Raw genomic sequence first — 18,364 nt, 5'->3', positions numbered from 1 at the left:
GTTGCATACACAAAAACAACCATAATTATCGCCGGTCGCGTTGATCCCCCGGCCGGCACTGGGCTAGTTTTAGGTATTCCGACATAACGAAAACAGACTATGGCCCTGACTGCTGCGGATGTACGCAACGCCACTGCCCTTGCCAAGCCCTACAAGCTGAACGACAGCAAAGGGCTTTTTCTGCTGGTAGAAACCGATGGCCAACGTACCTGGAAGTTTTCCTACCGCTTCAACGATCGCGACAAGGTGATCACCCTGGGCCCCTACCCCGAGGTTTCCCTGCAGTCCGCCCGGGAATTGCGCAATGAAGCCCGTGAGCTGATTGCCGACGGCACTGACCCGCTCAGTCGTTGCGAAAAACGGGAAATTTTTCGTCCTTCCGTCTCCACCTTTGAAGCCGTGGCCAACGACTGGCTGGAACGGGTCTATCGCCTGGAAGTCTCTGAAGAACAATTCCGGCGCACCAAGCGGCAGCTGGAAAACTACCTGATTGCCAGTGTTGGCAAGCGGGTCGTCAGTGAAGTGACGCCGGAAGACCTCAAGTCATTGGCGAACGCGCTGGGCGCCGAGGGCCATGTGGAGAAAGGTAAACGGGTACTGGGCATTGCCAAGCGGGTCTACCAGCATGCTCGCGACACCGGTGTGGCCGGCTATCAGCACACCGCAGCCCTGCACCGACGCCTCACCGGCTCCGGCACCGAGCCGGAATTCCTCGTCAGCACCCGGGAAAAGCTCACCCAACTGGCCACCGGGGTACTTGGGCAATGGGGACGAACCGGCAGTACCGCAGCCCTCAAACTGATGGTGTGGCTGCTGGCCAAGCCCAGCGAGATCGTTAATGCACGCTGGTCAGACATGGATCTGGATGCGGGTGAATGGCGCATCCGCCGCACTCAGCCTGAAACCGGAGAGGAGCGTATTATCACCGTTCCCCTGCCACGTCAGGCCGTGGAACTGTTGCGCGAACTGGAGCCTCTGACCGGGCGCCATGAATATGTTTTCCCCGGCAGCGGCGGCAAAAAAAATCACCTCGGTGCCAGCACCATCTCCGGCGCGCTGCGCAAGGTCACCCGCAGCAATCCGGTGACACCAGACACATTGCGCACCCTGGCCGCGACGGCCCTCGGCGAGCTGGGGTATCAGGCAGAACAGATTCAGGCACAGCTGCTGGATCAGAACGATGACGCGATCCTGGATCGGGATCACTACCCCGAAAAGCGTCGGGAAATGCTGCAGGCCTGGGCCGACTACCTGGAGGGTTCGCTACTGGGCAAAGTCGCCCGGCGCTGAATTCCCGTACTAGTCAGCCTGATGCTGGCGCCGCCATTCCCGTGGGGTCATCCCGGTCCAGCTCTTGAACGCACGAGTGAAATTGGCCGGATTCAGGTAGCCCAGCATCTCGCCGACGCGCCTCACTTCCAGATCTTCGCGCAGTAGCCGCCGGCTGTCTCGCAGCCGCGCCTCTTCCAGTAGCTGCTGATAGCTGGAGCCCCTTTCCTGCAGGCGGCGGCGCAAGGTACGCGGCGTCTGGTGAAGCATGTCGGCAAGCTGCTCCGGCGTGGGGTACCCGTCGGTTCCCGGCAGCAGGATAGCCCTCACCCTGTGGACGATGTCATCGTCGCGCTCGATGAGCAGGCTCTCACGTTCACATTGCTCCAGCGCCGCGCGTAATGCTTCCGTGTTGGCAGTGGGGAGCGGCTGGTCAAGCAACCCCAGATCCCCGTATAGATAAAGGCCGATCCGGTGGCGACCGAAGCGGGCCTGGGGCAAGCGTTCCTGCCATTGCTCAAACCCCTCAGGCCGCTCGCCTGGCAACCACAGCTCCATCCCCTGCGGCAGAACCGGCACAAGGAACTCGATCCCGCGCAGCATGCTCGTCAGAATCGAGCTCAGCATCAGCCACGTGAGCGTGGGCGAGAACGAGACTTCCGTGGTCAGCTCCATGAACAGCGAGTCCTCCTCGCTATGGATCTGCAGCTTTACCCCACGGCCACGCAGGTGCCAGTACTGCTCCAGAATGCCCATGGCCTCACGCACAGTAGGGGCACACATCAAGGCATAACCCAGGTTGCCGTGAGCGGTCAGGAGCATGCTGTCACCGGTGGCAAAGCCGAGACAATGATCCTCGCTCAGCAAATACGCGGCCGCGACAATCTGGGCGACTTCGAAAAGGGACACTTTAGCGGAAGGGTCTGCAAGGCGGAGCTCCGGGACCTCAGCCAGGGCAAACAGGGCTGCGCGGTCCACGCCACGCCCCTGTGCGGCAGCAATAAAGGCAAGCGGATAGGTGGCAGCCTGGCTGGGCTGATGCACCCAGTCAGGCAGAGCGTCGCGCTTTTCCGCCAGTTGCGTGAGAATGGTCTCCACGGATGTTTGGCCACCAATGATAATTATTATGTCCTCGCAGCGTCTCACGCTCCGCCGTGCGGTGCCAGTACATTAGGTCCCATGGAATGCATATTGGCCTGATGGGCCCAAGCAGGAGAAAAACAATGAATGCCATTGTCCCGATCAAACCAGCCAGTGCCCGCAAGCGCGTCAGCAAGGCGCTGAAAACCCTGAGCAAAACGCCCAAGGGTATGATTCCCAAAGTTCGTCGACCCAACTTCACCTTCAATGAAGGTAACGTGTCCCGTTACTGGTGGGATAACAACCCGGTCAAGACGCTGTTGCTGGCCGCCATGTCGTCCGGCTTCCCGCCGGGGGAACGTTTTTTCATCGATTCCGTACGGCACTTTGAAAACCAGATCACTGATCCGGAGCTGAAGAAGGCCATCAAGGGATTCATCGGCCAGGAGGCTCACCACTCCCGCGAGCATGACATGCTGAATGGCTACCTCCAGGAGCAAGGTGTGGACCTGGCACGGCTCGAGCGCGAGATCCTCGGTTTCATGAACTGGATGCGCAAGAATCTGAGCCCGGAACGTCAGCTGGCTCACACGGTGGCCGTGGAACACTTTACTGCTCTGATGGCGGAAGAGTTCCTGCTCAAATACGACGCTCTGGACGAAATGGATCCGAAAATGGCTCCGGTATGGGCCTGGCATGCGGTGGAAGAATCCGAACATAAGGCCGTGGCCTTTGATGTCTACAAAGCCATCGGTGGCAGTGAGTTCACTCGTATCACCGAGATGATGCTGGTGAGTGTGATGTTCCCGCTCTTCACCGGCGTTCACCTGTACCAGCTGGTACGCGATGAGGGGCAGCTGGGCAACTGGAAAGCCTGGCGCGAAACCGTGAATTACATGTGGGGCAAGCCCGGCGTGTTCCGCAAACTACTGCCCGGTTACTTCAGCTTCTACAAGCCCAGCTTCCACCCCTGGGATCACGACGCTCGTGATCTGGTGGAAAAGGCCAAGCAACGTTGGCTGGGCGATATCGCCTGATCCCCTTTGCGGTTACGGACTCTCCGTAACCGCACCTTTCCTGCCTTCAGCACCCAGCCCTGTTCCCCGGGCCCAGGCCCCCTTATCCCAAAACCATACCCAGGCCCAGACCAAAGGGTCATGCAGCACGCTTGGGGTTGCCCTAAAATGCCCTCTACAATGGCTTCAGCGTGGCCCGAACAGGTGCGCAAAATAACCCTCAAAGGCAACGAGAGCTCCATCTTGAACCGGATCAGCACTGCAATTGTTGCCCTCTGCTTCAGCGGGCCCACCCTGGCTGACGATGTCAGCCCCGAGCTGGTTGCCTTCGCCCGCACACAGGCTGCCCATATTGCCGCTCGCACGGATGTGATCGAACACATCATTGCTCAGAACACCAACCATGCCCACCTGACGCTGGAAGAGATTTCCCGGCTGGACGTGCACTGGCGGCAACAGTACGGCAGCCAGGACTCCCCTTTGATCCACCGCCTCATGAACACCCCGCTGTCCGACGCTTTACGTTCCCTGCAACTGCGTAGCAGTGAGTTGATCACCGAAATCATCATCATGGATAACCGTGGCCTGAACGTGGCGCAGAGCAGCGTCACAAGTGACTACTGGCAAGGAGATGAAGCCAAATGGCAGCAGACCTTCCTGTTAGGGCCTGGCGCCGAGCATGTGGGCGAGCTGGGCAGGGATGAATCCACGGGCAGCATCCAGATCCAGGTCAGCCGCACCGTTACCGACCATAACGGCCACCCCATCGGGGCCGTCACCGTGGGCGTGGCCCCGCTGCAGTTCTGATTAGTCGCCGTCCCGTCGCATAGCGGATAGCCCCTAGCCCTTCACCTGCTGTAGACCTGCACTCAGCCACAGTTGCCTAATGCCATCCATCACCGCGCCGTCCCTCGATACAGACATCGCCACATTGCCTGCCGGGCCAGGTATTTATCGCTTCTGGGGTGAGGGCCAGTCGTTGCTGTACATTGGCAAAAGCATCAACATTCGCCAGCGCGTGCGCAGTCACTTCCAGAATCGCAGCCCAAGGGCACGGCGCATGTGCCGCCAAACGCTAAACATTGATTACACCGAAACCGCCGGGGAACTGGGTGCCCTGCTGCTGGAAAATCGCGAAATCAAGCAGCGGCAACCGATCTTCAACCGCCGCCAGCGACGTTACAGACAGCTGCAAACCTGGATATTGGTGAAAGATGAGTGCGGATTCCTGGTTCCGCACCGCTATCAACCCGATCCGCTTAACCCACTATGGCAGCAGGACTGCTACGGCCTGTTTCGCAGCCCGAGGCATGCCCATCAGGCCCTGGAGAACTGGGTTAAGGCACATCAGCTATGCCCGAAAATCTGCGGACTGGAACAGGGAAAAGGTCCCTGTTTTTCCTTCCAGCTGGGCCGTTGCCAAGGTGCCTGCTGTGAGCAGGAGGCGGCCGACGCTCACAACCAGCGCCTCATGGAGGCGCTCCAGGAGCACCAGATCCAGGCCTGGCCCTGGCACGGCACCCTGGTGATTCGTGAGCAGGGCCAAGACCGGGAAGATTTTCACCTGATTCGCCAATGGTGCCACCTGGACACCCTGCCGCATCCGCCCTGTGATGACGACCTGGTTGCCACTGGCGATGCCTTTTTCGACCTGGACAGCTATCGCATGCTGCTGCATTTCATCCATCGCGGTATCGATTGTTTTGTCATGAAATAACACGACAGCAGTGACCTTCACGGCCACTTGCCCCGTTCAGCTCATACTGTCGGCATGACACACCACACTGACTCGACGATCACCCGACTCATCACTGGCGCCAGCTCCGGTATCGGGCTGGCACTGGTGCAACACTGGCTTGAGGATGATGCTCCCGTAGTGGCCGTTTCGCGTCGCGCCACCGACTCTGAAGCACTACAAAGGCTGCAACAACAGGGGTTACCGCTACGCTGTGTGAATACGGATCTGCGCAGTGAAGCGTCTCTGCTAAACCTTGTCAGGGAACTGAAGGACAGTGGGACCGAGCTGCGCCAGATCATCAACTGCGCTGGCGTACTTCATGACAAGGAGTCCGGTCTGGCTCCGGAAAAACGACTCGAAGACGTGAGTGTCCAAGCGCTACAGCAAAGCTTTGCCCTGAATGCGTTTGCGCCCATCCTCCTTGCACGGCATCTGCTCCCGTTAGTGTCAAAGCAGCAGCAGGCCTGTTTCGCCAGCATCAGCGCGCGAGTGGGCAGCATTGAAGATAATCATTTGGGGGGCTGGTACAGTTACCGGGCCAGCAAGGCAGCACAGAACCAGTTGTTGCGGACCCTGGCCGTAGAAACGCGACGTCGCCACCCGAACCTGTGCGTCCTGGCACTGCATCCCGGCACCACCGATACACCACTCTCGGCACCGTTTCAACGTAACGTTCCCGAGCACAAGTTGTTTTCCCCACCGCGAGCAGCTAAGCAACTGGCTGCCATCATTGATGGCGCCGGGGAAAACCAGCACGGTCGATTTATCGCATGGGATGGCGAGCCCATCCCATGGTGATCAAGCTTCGGTCAATTTGAGCAATCCTGCTGCGTAGGCATTCAGGTCGAATGCCTCATTCTTCTCCGCGCTGACAGCCACATGCTCAGCCAGCACGTCGGCCATCTTCTCCAGCACGGCATCATGTTCTTCGCCCCTGGCGGTCAAGGCCATCATCACCAGTCCCGCTTCCCGGGGGTGGCCATCGGCAATCTGGTTTTCAATCGCTTCCACTAACCGTGCAAAGGCGAAATCATCCTCTGCCTGTTCCAGTTCTTTCATGACAGTTTCCGTTTCTAAAAAGGTCTCGCTTCAGGGATTGACCACCCGGCTGTTAAAAGATTCCACGGTCTGGTTCCATTGCTGAACTACGGCATTCTCGGTATCCGCGGCATCGGCAATACAACCTTCTAGACACTGCTTGTAGCTCTGCATTTTCTCCTGGTAGCCCACCAGCTTGTTGCGGGCAAACTGGATCTGCTCGTTGCTGGCCGTCTGGCCATCCGGAATGCTCGGGCTCTCGGGAAGATAACAATTACACAAAGCCGAGGCCTGCCCGGCCATGCCCAGCAGCAGCACGGCCATCAATCCTGTCAAACGCTCTCGCCACATTTTCTTCTCCTTGATTATCGCGGCTGATGAATGTCTCCATGATAGGCCATTGGCCTCCTAATTCCCGGCAGCACTTCACTTTCCGGCGCATCCCTGCATTTCATCCACCAATCCCGCCGTTCTTGACTCGCGCCCTTGTCATGCGCCCTGTCGCCCTTATCCTGTGAACCACCACTCTGTCCGATTCAACGACAGCACAATAATCGACATGAAGACACCGCCATCATGAATCCTCCCTTTGTTCGCTCTCTGCAATGCCTCACCCTCGCCGGCCTGTTCAGCCTGCTGGCAGGCTGCTTTGGCCCGGAAAAACCCGAAGACGCGGCAGCGGATTTCTGGACCGCCGTCATCACCAATGATGCTGACGCGGTGGTCGCGCATTCCACCCTGCAAGACCCTGAGGCCTTTGATGGGTTCGGCAAGAACTGGAACGGCTATCAGCCCACATGGGGCAAGATTGTCCTCGACGGAGACACCGCCAGTATCGAGACCCGGCTTACCGCCAAAGACCGTGAAAATCGCGAAGTCACCACCTGGCTGGTTCAACAGGACGAAACATGGCGGGTTGACTACAACCGCACAGGCAAGAGTGCTCGCGGCGGCCTGCTGGGCAGTCTGATCAACAAGTTCAGTGGGCTGGGCAAGGAACTGGGCGATAAATTCAACCAGTCTGCCGAGGAAGCCAACCAGAAAATGGAACAGCTTTTACAGGAACTGGAAGACAACGAAGAAGCCTTCAGCAATCAGGCAAACCAGGCCCTGGAAGCCTACAGTGCGCAGCTGCAGCAATCCTTGCACACCATGGATCAGTCTATTCAGCAAACACTGGAAGAGCAGGCTGGTCGACTCAGTGAAACGGACACAGAAACACTGGAAGAAGCCTCAAAAGAACTGGAGCAACGCCTCCGGTCCATCGATCCGGACTCCATCCAATCCGCCCTGGAGAACAGCAAGGCCCTGGCGGAGATTCGGGGGCGCCTGGAACGCATCGACACACAAGCACTGGAGAAGCAGCAACAGCAGTGGCAGGAGCTGTCAGACTCCCTGATGAAGGAAGTCGAAACCTTGCTTGAAGAAATGGAAAAATAGCCTCAGCGCTTTAGCGTCTCTACGTAGCCGAGGAGAGGGAATCCGCTGCCACTAACCCTGCTCCAGCCAGTCCGCCATCTTCCTGGCGAGGTCATCCAGCACCGCCTTGCTATCCACGCCGGGAGGGGCCATCAAGACCAGATGCAGCAAACTCCCCGCCGTGGACGTGGCCATCAGATACAGGGTGCTGGACGGGACAGTAAGCTGATAATGCTCGCGGGATTTCTGCAGGCCATTGACCACCACCTGCAACAACTCCCGCTGCAACTGTTGCGCAGATGGCAGCTGTTGAACAAAGGGCACCTGAAAAATCAGCACTTTCAACAAGCGGCGATGCTGGTAGACCAGCCCATGCAAGGCGCCAATCAAATGCCGCATGGCGCGGTGCAGGTCTTCACGGCGGTCCGTCAGTTCAATCCTGGCATTGAGAGTGCGTGAAACATCCTCCAACAGCGTGTCAGCCAGTCTTGCCACTATCGCCTCTTTCCCGGGAAAGAACTCATACACTGAGCCAATACTCACGCCAGCCACATCCGCCACCGCATTGGTGGTCAGCCCCGCATAGCCCCGCTCCACCAGAATCCGAGCACCTGCCTCTACGATGGCCTTTACCGTGGCCCGAGACCGAGCCTGACGGGGTTCTTTTTTCATCTTGAAATCAGCAGCTTGAAGCATTTGCCTGGCCATAAACGGCATCCTGTGATGGATCCTCAAATCCGAGTATTTCCGAGCATATACTCAGATTAGACTTAATGCATTCGATCAACCGTTAACGGCTGGAGCATCCCGTGTCCAACGATCTCAAATTCCGCATTCCGAAAGTGCTGCCCTACCTGAACCGATTCGGTCAGCACTGGCGCTGGAACGTACAGAGTGTCATCGCCCCCAAAGACGCACTCCAACAAAGAGTGAACGGCAAAGTGGTCATACTCACCGGCGCCAGCTCCGGCATTGGTGCCCAGGTGGCCAACGAGCTGGCTCGAGCTGGCGCCACCCTGGCGCTGATTGCCCGCAACCAGGAAAAGCTGGACGCCCTTGCCCGCGAGATCCACGATCAGGGCGGCAAGGCATACGTCTATGCTGGCGACCTGACCGACTTTGAGGAATGTGATCGCCTCTGCAAGGCTATCGAGCACGATCATGGCCGGGTGGATATCTTGATCAACAATGCGGGCCGATCCATTCGCCGGTCGATCAAATTTACCTACCATCGCTTCCACGATTATGAGCGCACCATGCAGCTCAATTATCTGGCGTCCATTCGTATGGCCATGAACGTACTGCCCGGCATGGAAGCTCGCAACGAAGGACACATCATCAATGTATCCACGGTGGGCGTGCAGGCTAACCCTGCACGCTTCTCTGCCTACCTGGGGTCAAAGTGGGCCCTGGAAGGCTGGACCTGGGTTGCTGCCAATGAATTTGCCCACACCAGGATTCGCTTTTCCTCACTGAACTACCCTTTGGTGCGCACCCCGATGATCGCGCCGACAAAGATTTACCGTTACATGCCGGTGATGTCGGTGGACACCGCCGTCAAGTGGATGCTCGATGTCATCATTACCCAGAACAAACGCAAGCTGGGCATTTTTGGTAAAGGCGCACTGGCCATGTACTACCTGCTGCCAAAGACATCCGAATCCATCGTGAACTTCAGTTATCAGGCCGTTTATGAGCAACCACCCGAAAATTATATCTCGTCAAAAGTACGCAATCAGACGTCCGCCAACGAAGAAAAAAGTGAGCATCGCGTGAAGGCGCCCGGCAAAAAAAGTCAGTGATAGCGTCGGCTATGCGCACCCCGAGACAATGGGGTGCGCAACTCAATTGCACATGACGAAATCGTCATTTTCCATGCCTGATCCCCTTCCATTTCGCCCATTCAAATAACCTATTCCTTCCATAGAAAAGAAAAGGCTTATTTATCGATTCGGCACCTAGCCGGGGCCGGTTATTAGCTTTAGATTGAGTGCATAACATTCATGACTTGATCCAAGGGAGAGTGACTATGGGTAATGCAAACGCAGGGAAATGTCCGGTCATGCACGGCGCCAACACTTCGGCAGGAAGTGAGGCGACCAAGTGGTGGCCGCAGGCGCTGAACCTCAGCATCCTTCACCAACACGACAGCAAAACCGATCCCATGTCGGCCGGTTTCAATTATCGTGAAGCACTGAAAAAGCTCGACACCGCCGCGCTCAAGCGTGACCTCACTGCCCTGATGACCGACAGCCAGGATTGGTGGCCCGCCGACTGGGGTCACTACGGTGGTTTGATGATCCGTCTGGCTTGGCACGCAGCAGGCTCCTACCGGATGGCCGATGGCCGCGGTGGTGCCGGCACCGGCAACCAGCGCTTCGCGCCGCTGAACTCGTGGCCGGATAACGGCAACCTGGACAAGGCACGTCGCCTGCTTTGGCCGATCAAGAAAAAGTACGGCAACAAGATCAGCTGGGCCGACCTGATGATTCTGGCCGGTAACGTGGCCTATGAATCCATGGGTTTCAAGACCTTCGGCTTCGCCTTTGGCCGCGAAGATATCTGGGCACCGGAAGAGGATATCTACTGGGGCGCAGAAGACGAGTGGCTGGCGCCAACCGACAACCCCAACAGCCGCTACTCCGATGATCGCGATCTGGAAAACCCGCTGGCCGCAGTGATGATGGGCTTGATCTATGTGAACCCGGAAGGCGTGGATGGCAACCCGGATCCGCTCAAGACCGCTCATGACGTGCGCGAAACCTTCAAACGCATGGCCATGAATGATGAAGAAACCGTGGCCCTGACGGCCGGTGGTCATACCGTGGGTAAAGCCCACGGTAATGGCAATGCTGGCAACGTGGGCCCGGAACCGGAAGCGGCGGATGTGCACGAACAGGGTTTGGGCTGGAACATAACTGCCACTCGTGGCGTGGGCAATCAGGCCGTCACCAGTGGCCTTGAAGGTGCCTGGACTACCAACCCAACCCAGTGGGATCACGGCTACTTTGATCTGCTGCTCAACTATGAGTGGGAGCTGAAGAAGAGTCCGGCCGGTGCCTGGCAGTGGGAACCCGTGGGCATGCCGGAGGAGCACAAGCCGGTGGATGCGGAAGATCCGTCCGTGCGTCACAACCCGATCATGACCGACGCCGACATGGCCATGAAGGTGGACCCGGAATACCGCAAGATTTCCGAAAAATTCCATAAGGACCCTGCCTACTTCGATGACGTGTTTGCCCGCGCCTGGTTCAAACTGACTCACCGCGACATGGGCCCGAAAGTCCGCTATGTCGGCCCGGAAGTGCCCAGTGAGGATCTGATCTGGCAGGACCCGATTCCGGCCGGCAGCAGCGGCTACGACGTGGATGCGGCCAAGGCCAAAATTGCCGCCAGCGGCCTGAGCATCAGCGAAATGGTCAGCACCGCCTGGGACAGCGCCCGGACTTACCGCGGTTCTGACATGCGTGGTGGCGCCAACGGAGCCCGTATTCGTCTGGCGCCCCAGAAAGACTGGGAGGGCAACGAGCCAGCCCGTCTCGGCAAGGTGCTGGGTGTGCTGGAAGGCATTGCCAGTGAGGTGGGTGCCAGTGTGGCCGACATGATCGTGCTGGCCGGTAACGTGGGTGTGGAGCAGGCGGCCAAGGCCGCTGGCCACAACATCAGCGTACCGTTCACCCCCGGTCGTGGTGATGCCACTGACGAACAGACCGATGCAGAATCCTTCGAGCCACTGGAGCCGATCCATGATGCGTTCCGTAACTGGCTGAAGAAAGACTACTCGGTGCCGGCGGAAAAGTTGATGGTGGATCGCGCCCAGCTAATGGGTCTGACCGCACCGGAAATGACCGCGCTGATTGGTGGTATGCGCGTGCTGGGCACCAACCACGGTGGCAGCAAGGACGGTGTCTTCACTGACCGCGAAGGCCAACTGACCAACGATTTCTTCGTCAACCTGACCGACATGAGCAACAGCTGGAAACCGGCAGGCAACAAGTATGAAATTGTGGATCGCAGCAGCGGCAAGGTTAAGTGGACCGCCACCCGGGTAGATCTGGTGTTCGGCTCCAACTCCATCCTGCGCGCCTACGCCGAGGTGTACGCCCAGGACGACAACCAGGAGAAGTTCGCCAACGACTTCGTGGCCGCCTGGACCAAGGTCATGAACGCCGACCGCTTCGACGTGTAAGGACCGCACTGAACGCCCCCGCACTTTTGTGCGGGGGCGTTTTTTATGTCTGTCACTTTCAGCCTTGTTGCTCGCACACTATTCGACGCGCATTTTTGAATGCGCTTTTGCAGGAGCGATGCTTGCATGGCGATCTGCGGAATTTGATATGCCGGATATGTTTGGTTTAACCCGAGCTTTTCATCCGGCTCACGTCAGAGCTTTCCATTTTCTGTGCTCCATTTCGTGTGGGTGCTCTGATCGCCATGCAAGCATAGCTCCTACAGGAAACACCCTCCTTCAGTATCCGCCCCCTTAAACAGTAGAGACACCCGTTCTCATTTTTCCCATGCGTTCTTCGCCTGTCAGGAAACGAAAAAAACGGCCCATAAAGGGCCGGGGGAAAGACGGTGGTTGCTGGGGTTGCAGGCCACCGTGATCGTGATGCCTTTCGGCAAATGCCTTACTGCGCCGTTTCTCCAAGCTTGAATTCCACTCGACGATTGGCTTCGCGCCCTTCTGCGGTAGAGTTATCCGCTACCGGATCCGCTTCGCCTTTGCCGACGGCGGTCAGTCGTATGGGATCTACACCTAACGTCACCAGCTCTTCCACTACCGTCGCGGCGCGTTTTTCGGACAGGGCCAGGTTAGCTGAAGCGGCACCGACGCTGTCGGTATAAGCCAGCACCTGGATTGCCACAGGGCTATCACCCAATGCTTTTGCCAGTTTGACCACCGCCTGCTTGCCTTGATCGGTCAAGGCAGCGGAACCACTGGCAAAGAGAATATTACGGGTGTCGAAGGCAAAACTTTTGCTGCAGCCCAATGCATCCACCACTTCTCCGGGCGAACTCCCGGGGCAGGCATCCTTGTCGTCACTGACGCCGTCACCATCACTGTCCGTCGCTACGCGCTCTGCTTTCAGTTCACAGCCAGCAGCATCCACAGCGGTCTCCGCTGCGGAATCAGGACACTGATCATCGGCATCCACGACACCATCGTCATCGCCATCCAGCGGCGCGGTGACTCCCGCTGCCGCAACGTCTTCCACCACTTCAACAGGCGTCTCTTCTGACGATGGCGGTGCGGCTTTGCCAAAGCGCTTGATCACCGCCAGTGACACCAGGCTGGCATCGCTGTCAAAACTTTGCGCCTCGGCACGCAGCGCCCAACCATTACTCCAACGCTGCTCGGCACCGGCACCGAAGTAGATCTGGCTGCTGTGCTCCGCATCCTCCCTGGTGCTACCGGCATTACCTTCCAGCGCACCGCCACCCAAACGAGCAAAGAAATCCCATCCTTGCTCGCCGGGTTCCAGACCTTTCAGGTAGTACATGGCCGACACACCGGCAAAACGGTAGGCCACATCGAGAGTGGCCGGCATGACACCCTGCCGTGCTTCCAGTCCCGCATCGCCCAGATCCACATACAGGGCCTCTGCTGCCCAGTGGGGATGCCACTGGTAACCGCCCAGCACCAGCAAGCTGAGGTCATTCTTGTCGTCCAGGTGATAACCCGCGTCATCCGCATCCGGCTGCAACCAGGACAGGCCGGCGCCGGCGCCCAGGTAAGCTTCTCCGGCCAGGGTAATCCCTGGCAGCAGCGACAGCAGCGTCAACATCACTTTGCTGCCGTTCTTGCGAGCCCGTACCAGACCCGCCAGCAACAGCATCAGCACGGATACCAGCGGGGTGCTGCCGGCACCGTTCAGGCCGGTGCCAATGGCGCCACGGCTTGCAGACGGAGAGGCTGTCTTGCTGGCCAGCGGGTCCAGATAATCCGGAATACCGTCACCATCGCTGTCCGGGCAACCTGCGCCGGCAAAGTCAGGACACTCTTCATTGTCGGTCAGACCGTCGTTGTCACTGTCATTGCCATCGCTATCGTCGCTGTCCGGATCCAGATAGTTGGGGATGCCATCACCGTCATCATCACCGGTTCCCTCATCCTTGCTCGGTACGCCATCGTTATCATCGTCGGTATCCAGGTAGTCCGGCGTGCCATCACCATCCGTATCGTCGTCACGGGCATCGCCGTTACCGTTGATGTCTTCGTCAGCAGTATTGATGCCATCGTTGTCATCATCCGGGTCGATGAAATCGCTGAAACCATCGCCATCGCTGTCCGGGCACGGCACACCGTTGGGACACTCGATACCATCGCCAAGGCCGTCGCCATCACTGTCACCGGTATCCGGATCCAGGTAGTCAGGAATACCATCTTCATCGGTGTCGGTTTCCGGGCCGCCTTCATTGCGGGTTTCTACACCGTCGTCATCGTCATCGCTGTCGAGGTAGTCCGGGGTGCCATCGTTGTCGCTGTCGTCATCGGTGGGATCACCGTTGCCGTTCAGGTCTTCATCACGGGTGCTGATGCCGTCGCCGTCATCATCCTCGTCCATGTAGTCCGGGGTGCCATCGTTGTCGCTGTCCTGACAGGGAACACCGGTGGGGCATTCCTCGGCATCGCTCAGGCCATCGCCGTCGGAATCACCAGTGTTGTCGGCGGTACCACCGCTGTTGTTGCTGTCCTTGTCGAGATGATTGGGAATGTTGTCGCCGTCATCATCGTTGCCGCCGTTCTCTGCACTGGTCTCAATGCCATCACCATCATCATCGGTATCGAGATAGTCCGGCGTGCCATCTCCGTCGGTATCGTCATCACGGGGATCGCCGTTACCGTTCACATCTTCATCCGCAGTATTGATGCCATCGTTGTCATCATCTGCATCCATGTAATCCGGCACGCCGTCATCGTCGCTGTCCTGACAGGGCAGTGATCCACACTCCTGGTCATCGGTAAGACCATCGCCATCCGCGTCGCCCACGCCGGCAATGCCGTCATTGGGATCCAGGTAGGCAGGAATGCCATCGTTGTCCGCATCCGGGCCAGGATTGGTGGAGGCGTCATCATCCATGTCGGTGTTGGCGTCTTCGTTGCGGGTCAGCAGGCCATCACCGTCATCGTCTGCATCCAGATAATCGGGTGTGCCGTTGCCATCGGTGTCACGGCTGGCTCCTTCTGTGGCCGTGGGGATGCCGTCGTTGTCGTCGTCATCGTCCAGGTAGTTCGGCAGACCATCGTCGTCGGTATCCGGACAGCCGGCGGAGTAATCCGGGCATTCTTCACCATCCGGGATGCCGTCATTGTCGCTGTCGTTGCCGTTACCATCGTCGGGCACATCATCCGGATCCACATAATCGGGGATGCCATCGCCATCGGAATCTTTCGGGTTGCTGGTATCACCGCCGACTTCGTCACCGTCGTTCTTGCCATCGCCATCGGTGTCCTGCTCGTTACCGTTGGAACCGAGATCTTCTTCCTGCTGGTTGGTCAGGCCATCGCCATCCGGATCACCATTGGGGCCATCGCTGTCATCTGCATCGATGTAATTGGCAATGCCGTCGCCATCCACGTCACCGGTGCCTTCGTCCTCATCCGGCTTGCCATCGTCATCGCTGTCCGTGTCGCGATAGTTGGGCGCACTGTCTTCATCGGTGTCGACCACGCCTTCCACGCTGTCGGGAATACCATCGTTATCGCTGTCGGTATCCAGATAATCCGGGATGGTGTCATTGTCGGTATCCACCGTACCTTCCACCGAATCGGGAATACCGTCATTGTCGGAATCCAGGGTGCTGTCGATAGCGATGGAGCCATTGCTCTCGGAAGTATTGCCAGCCAGATCCGTACTGGTGACCAGCACGGCATAGCTGCTGTCTGCCAGGGCGTGAGTGACAGTGACAGACCAGTTGCCAGCACCGTCGGCGGTGGTGCTGTACTGCTGACCATCAATGCTCACCACTACCGCCACATTGGGTTCAGCGGTGCCGGTCAGGGTGGGCGTATTGTCACTCAGGGTGTCGCCATCCTCGGCAAAGGTCGCTGCCTGCGGATCGGTGGTGTCCACCAGCAGATTGAAGAAGGGTGCCGCCACGGTACCGGTGTTACCCGCCGCGTCAGAGGCCTGAGCCTTGAGCGTGTAGGCTCCTTCCGACAGGACCGTGCCGGTGTAATCCAGGGTCCACTCACCACTGCCATTGGCAATGGCGCTGCCGATCAGGGTGCCGTTGAGCAACACCTCGACAGTGGCGTTCGGGTCGGCGCTACCGGAAATCATCAGGGTGGTATCACTGGTCACCCCATCGGTCGCGCTGGCACCGGTATCGGCACTGATCGCGGTCACCAGGGCATCGCCGGGGGCGATGTTATCCAGGGTATAGCTTTCATTGGCACCACTGGGGGAGGTGTTGCCCAACGGGTTGGCGCTGGTATCGGCAATGTCCTGCCCGCCAGCGAAACCCAGCGCGAGGTTGCCGTTGGCATCGCTGATACCGGCAACGGTCACATCGAAGGTATTGAGCGACTGGGCGAATACGGCACTAATGATGGCGCCGGTAGAGGCGGTTCCGGAGGCGAAAAAGTCGTTCGCAGTAACGTTGTCCACCTGTTCACTGAAAGTGACACGGAAAGTCACGCTGTCCGTGTTGGTCAGTTCTGTCAGCGGGTTCAATCGCGCCACGCTGAGTACGGTGGGCGCCAGGGTATCGTTGGTGCTGTTCAGCACGGCGGCACCGCTCAGATTGGCCACCGGATTAGCCGCCGCATCCTGGACCGGTACGCCCGCCGCCGTGTAGCTGACGGTCACGGTGTCGGTATCGGCCACTGTGGCGGCCAACGTCAACACGACCGTATTGCCATTCACCGCAACGGAGGAAACCGTCGCACTGCCTCCGCCATTCAGTTGCACATCGAAGTCCGAGAGGGACGGCAGGCTGCCACCATCAAGGGTTTCGTCATAAGTCAGCGTCAAGGTGTTGCCGATCACTTCTGCGCTGGACAACGTCGGCGCCTGATTATCCAGGGCGTAAGTTTCGCTGGTACCGGTGGGCGCTGTATTGCTGAGGGCATTGCCACTGGTGTCAGTAATGTTCTGGGTCGGGGCAAAGGCCAGGCCCAGAGTACCGTTGGCGGCGGCGATACCGGCCACCGTCACGCTGTAACTGCCGCCACCCAGGTCCACCACCCCGGACACGCTGGCACCCGCCACCGTGCCACTGACAACAAAGTCATCCCCGCTGACATTCAGGACGGGTTCATCAAAGGTCACCGTGAACGTGACGCTATCGGCATTGGTCAGTTCACTGCTCGGGCTACCGCGCACGATGCTGGAAACGGTGGGGGCGATCACATCCCCGCTCACCTCATCAACGATCACCGTCAGGGCCTGACTGTCGGCGCCCCCACGCTGATCGTCCGCCGTCACGATCACCAGGTATTCATTGTCTGCCCCAAAGACCGGCGCGCTGATAAAAGACAGCTGATCGCCATTGATGGAAAACAGCCCCGCATCCGCTCCACCGGTAATTGTGTAAATCACGGTATCGCCGTTGGCATCGGACGCCGCCACGGTGGTGACTGCGGTGGTACCTTCATAGATATGAATGGTGGCAGTATCACCACCACCATCACTGTTGATCACCGGAAAGATGTTGGAGACACTCAGTGGCGGTGAAAACGCACCTTGCTCTTCAAAGCTGACGGACATGTCATCGTTCTTGTTGTCGTAGCCTCCCACGTCCGCATTCACATTGTTACTGTTGGTAGAGGTGGACAACGTGTAGGCGATGGACGTGTCCTTGGTGATACCCACCCCACCGTTGAGACTGCCGATCAGGTTACCGCTGGGGTCGGTCAGCGGCTTGGCATTCAGCGCTGCCTTCAGGGCATCCCAATTGACCTTGAAGCTGATAAAACGGTCCGTCTTGGCATCCAGGTTGATATCATCAGTGCTGCGCAATGGGTCGGTAATGTTATCTACGGTATCGAACGAATAGTTGGTGCCATTATCAAGCAGGTCTGCGACCCACACCGGGTTGATCGCAGAGCTGGTACTCGGCGAGTTATTCAGATCGTTACCGGCCTCATAGACCGACACCTGGCCATCAAAAGAAGCGCCAGTCTTGCCATCCCCGTCCATGCCGATGAACACATCCAGATCACCATCCAGATCCACGTCCATACCGATCCACAGGTTGCCGCCAAAGCCGCCCTGGGAATTGGCGCCACCCACGCGTACCCGAAACGCCAGCTCGTCATCACTGGTATCGCCAAGCGTCCCCTTGTCGTCATAGATGGTGAGCATGGTGGCATCGAGATCGGTGCCAACAATATCCACACCGGGGTTAGAGCTGGCCTGTTGATCGTTGCCGGGATCAAAGGCGGTCCCCTGCATGATGATGTCCCAGCTGGACACCGGCCCGGTCAGGTCGATGGGGGTAACCGCCGCATGGACAGCATCTGCGGCCACCAACAGCCCCGTTGCCATCAACAAGCGTCGATAACGCACGGCATGCCGTGAACAGGTCATCTGGCGTGAAGTCAGGGCGGGTTTATGGGTATTCATGTGTCGTTCCCCCGGAACACGGTCCGTGTCTTTATGCGTGCCGACAGCGTTGTCAGTCCTTTTTTGCGGCAAAAAACCGCTTTTTAATCAGTGCCTTGCCATTTTGTGTGACTTATATCACACGAATAATGTGAAACCTTACAAAGCCTTACAGAAGGCGAGTATCTGACGTTGACCGCCGACAGGCGGCACAAAAACAGGGAGGAATGGTTTTGGGGGCTTGCGGTAAC

General features: G+C 58.3%; 13 protein-coding genes. 8 read left to right on the top strand and 5 right to left on the bottom strand.

Translation table 11 applies throughout. The features are described from left to right. Positions 1–99 precede the first annotated feature (99 nt). Positions 100–1,290, top strand: a complete 1,191-nt coding sequence (locus tag GFN93_RS04915; RefSeq protein ID WP_153499410.1) for a tyrosine-type recombinase/integrase — start codon at positions 100–102, stop codon at positions 1,288–1,290. Positions 1,291–1,299: 9 nt separating this feature from the next. Here GFN93_RS04915 and GFN93_RS04910 read toward each other — a convergent pair whose 3' ends face one another. Further along, on the bottom strand, positions 1,300–2,367 hold the full coding sequence (locus GFN93_RS04910; protein ID WP_328594257.1) for an AraC family transcriptional regulator: 1,068 nt from the start codon (positions 2,365–2,367) through the stop codon (positions 1,300–1,302). Between the two features lie 125 nt (positions 2,368–2,492). Here GFN93_RS04910 and GFN93_RS04905 point away from each other — a divergent pair, with 125 nt between their 5' ends. The 4 genes from GFN93_RS04905 to GFN93_RS04890 all read left to right on the top strand — a co-directional run bounded on the left by GFN93_RS04905 (position 2,493) and on the right by GFN93_RS04890 (position 5,901). Continuing rightward, a complete protein-coding gene (locus GFN93_RS04905) occupies positions 2,493–3,386 on the top strand; it encodes a metal-dependent hydrolase (RefSeq protein WP_153499408.1) in 894 nt (297 codons plus the stop codon). A 222-nt stretch (positions 3,387–3,608) separates the two neighbouring features. Next, complete coding sequence (locus tag GFN93_RS04900) at positions 3,609–4,172, top strand: PDC sensor domain-containing protein (protein WP_153499407.1); 564 nt, start codon at positions 3,609–3,611, stop codon at positions 4,170–4,172. A 79-nt stretch (positions 4,173–4,251) separates the two neighbouring features. Continuing rightward, a complete protein-coding gene (locus tag GFN93_RS04895) occupies positions 4,252–5,082 on the top strand; it encodes a GIY-YIG nuclease family protein (protein WP_153499405.1) in 831 nt (276 codons plus the stop codon). A gap of 54 nt (positions 5,083–5,136) precedes the next feature. Further along, positions 5,137–5,901: an SDR family NAD(P)-dependent oxidoreductase gene (locus GFN93_RS04890; protein WP_153499403.1), complete on the top strand. Its 765-nt coding sequence runs from the start codon at positions 5,137–5,139 to the stop codon at positions 5,899–5,901. Here GFN93_RS04890 and GFN93_RS04885 read toward each other — a convergent pair whose 3' ends face one another. Both GFN93_RS04885 and GFN93_RS04880 read right to left on the bottom strand, forming a co-directional pair. Next, complete coding sequence (locus GFN93_RS04885) at positions 5,902–6,162, bottom strand: hypothetical protein (RefSeq protein ID WP_153499401.1); 261 nt, start codon at positions 6,160–6,162, stop codon at positions 5,902–5,904. It lies immediately after the preceding gene. Positions 6,163–6,192: 30 nt separating this feature from the next. Further along, the gene (locus tag GFN93_RS04880; protein ID WP_153499399.1) at positions 6,193–6,492 is read right to left on the bottom strand and encodes a hypothetical protein; all 300 of its coding nucleotides are present in this window, start codon (positions 6,490–6,492) and stop codon (positions 6,193–6,195) included. Positions 6,493–6,717: 225 nt separating this feature from the next. On the opposite strand from GFN93_RS04880, the gene GFN93_RS04875 reads away from it, so the two are divergent. Then, positions 6,718–7,581 carry a hypothetical protein gene (locus tag GFN93_RS04875; RefSeq protein ID WP_153499397.1) on the top strand — a complete coding sequence of 288 codons (864 nt, stop codon included), beginning with the start codon at positions 6,718–6,720 and terminating at the stop codon, positions 7,579–7,581. A gap of 51 nt (positions 7,582–7,632) precedes the next feature. On the opposite strand, the gene GFN93_RS04870 is transcribed toward GFN93_RS04875, so the two are convergent. Beyond that, a complete protein-coding gene (locus GFN93_RS04870; protein ID WP_235901667.1) occupies positions 7,633–8,268 on the bottom strand; it encodes a TetR/AcrR family transcriptional regulator in 636 nt (211 codons plus the stop codon). Positions 8,269–8,369: 101 nt separating this feature from the next. Between GFN93_RS04870 and GFN93_RS04865 the strand changes: the two genes are divergently transcribed. Further along, complete coding sequence (locus tag GFN93_RS04865) at positions 8,370–9,362, top strand: SDR family NAD(P)-dependent oxidoreductase (RefSeq protein ID WP_328594255.1); 993 nt, start codon at positions 8,370–8,372, stop codon at positions 9,360–9,362. A 227-nt stretch (positions 9,363–9,589) separates the two neighbouring features. Further along, positions 9,590–11,749, top strand: a complete 2,160-nt coding sequence (gene katG, locus GFN93_RS04860) for a catalase/peroxidase HPI (RefSeq protein WP_153499393.1) — start codon at positions 9,590–9,592, stop codon at positions 11,747–11,749. A 442-nt stretch (positions 11,750–12,191) separates the two neighbouring features. Here the strand turns inward: katG and GFN93_RS04855 are convergent, their stop codons facing one another. Continuing rightward, a complete protein-coding gene (locus GFN93_RS04855) occupies positions 12,192–18,134 on the bottom strand; it encodes an Ig-like domain-containing protein (RefSeq protein WP_153499391.1) in 5,943 nt (1,980 codons plus the stop codon). Positions 18,135–18,364 lie beyond the last annotated feature (230 nt).

The organism is Alcanivorax sediminis, assembly GCF_009601165.1.
GTDB classification, from domain to species: domain Bacteria; phylum Pseudomonadota; class Gammaproteobacteria; order Pseudomonadales; family Alcanivoracaceae; genus Alcanivorax; species Alcanivorax sediminis.
The sequence above is the reverse complement of the archived record's forward strand: the minus strand, read 5'-3'. Positions and strand labels throughout refer to the sequence as shown.

What these genes read in the sequence shown, in the direction of transcription:
- GFN93_RS04855 (WP_153499391.1), bottom strand. Translation starts at nt 18,134, where the DNA reads ATGAATACCCATAAACCCGCCCTGACTTCACGCCAGATGACCTGTTCA.
- GFN93_RS04880 (WP_153499399.1), bottom strand. Translation starts at nt 6,492, where the DNA reads ATGTGGCGAGAGCGTTTGACAGGATTGATGGCCGTGCTGCTGCTGGGC.
- GFN93_RS04905 (WP_153499408.1), top strand. Translation starts at nt 2,493, where the DNA reads ATGAATGCCATTGTCCCGATCAAACCAGCCAGTGCCCGCAAGCGCGTC.
- GFN93_RS04870 (WP_235901667.1), bottom strand. Translation starts at nt 8,268, where the DNA reads ATGGCCAGGCAAATGCTTCAAGCTGCTGATTTCAAGATGAAAAAAGAA.
- GFN93_RS04895 (WP_153499405.1), top strand. Translation starts at nt 4,252, where the DNA reads ATGCCATCCATCACCGCGCCGTCCCTCGATACAGACATCGCCACATTG.
- katG (WP_153499393.1), top strand. Translation starts at nt 9,590, where the DNA reads ATGGGTAATGCAAACGCAGGGAAATGTCCGGTCATGCACGGCGCCAAC.
- GFN93_RS04915 (WP_153499410.1), top strand. Translation starts at nt 100, where the DNA reads ATGGCCCTGACTGCTGCGGATGTACGCAACGCCACTGCCCTTGCCAAG.
- GFN93_RS04875 (WP_153499397.1), top strand. Translation starts at nt 6,718, where the DNA reads ATGAATCCTCCCTTTGTTCGCTCTCTGCAATGCCTCACCCTCGCCGGC.
- GFN93_RS04885 (WP_153499401.1), bottom strand. Translation starts at nt 6,162, where the DNA reads ATGAAAGAACTGGAACAGGCAGAGGATGATTTCGCCTTTGCACGGTTA.
- GFN93_RS04890 (WP_153499403.1), top strand. Translation starts at nt 5,137, where the DNA reads ATGACACACCACACTGACTCGACGATCACCCGACTCATCACTGGCGCC.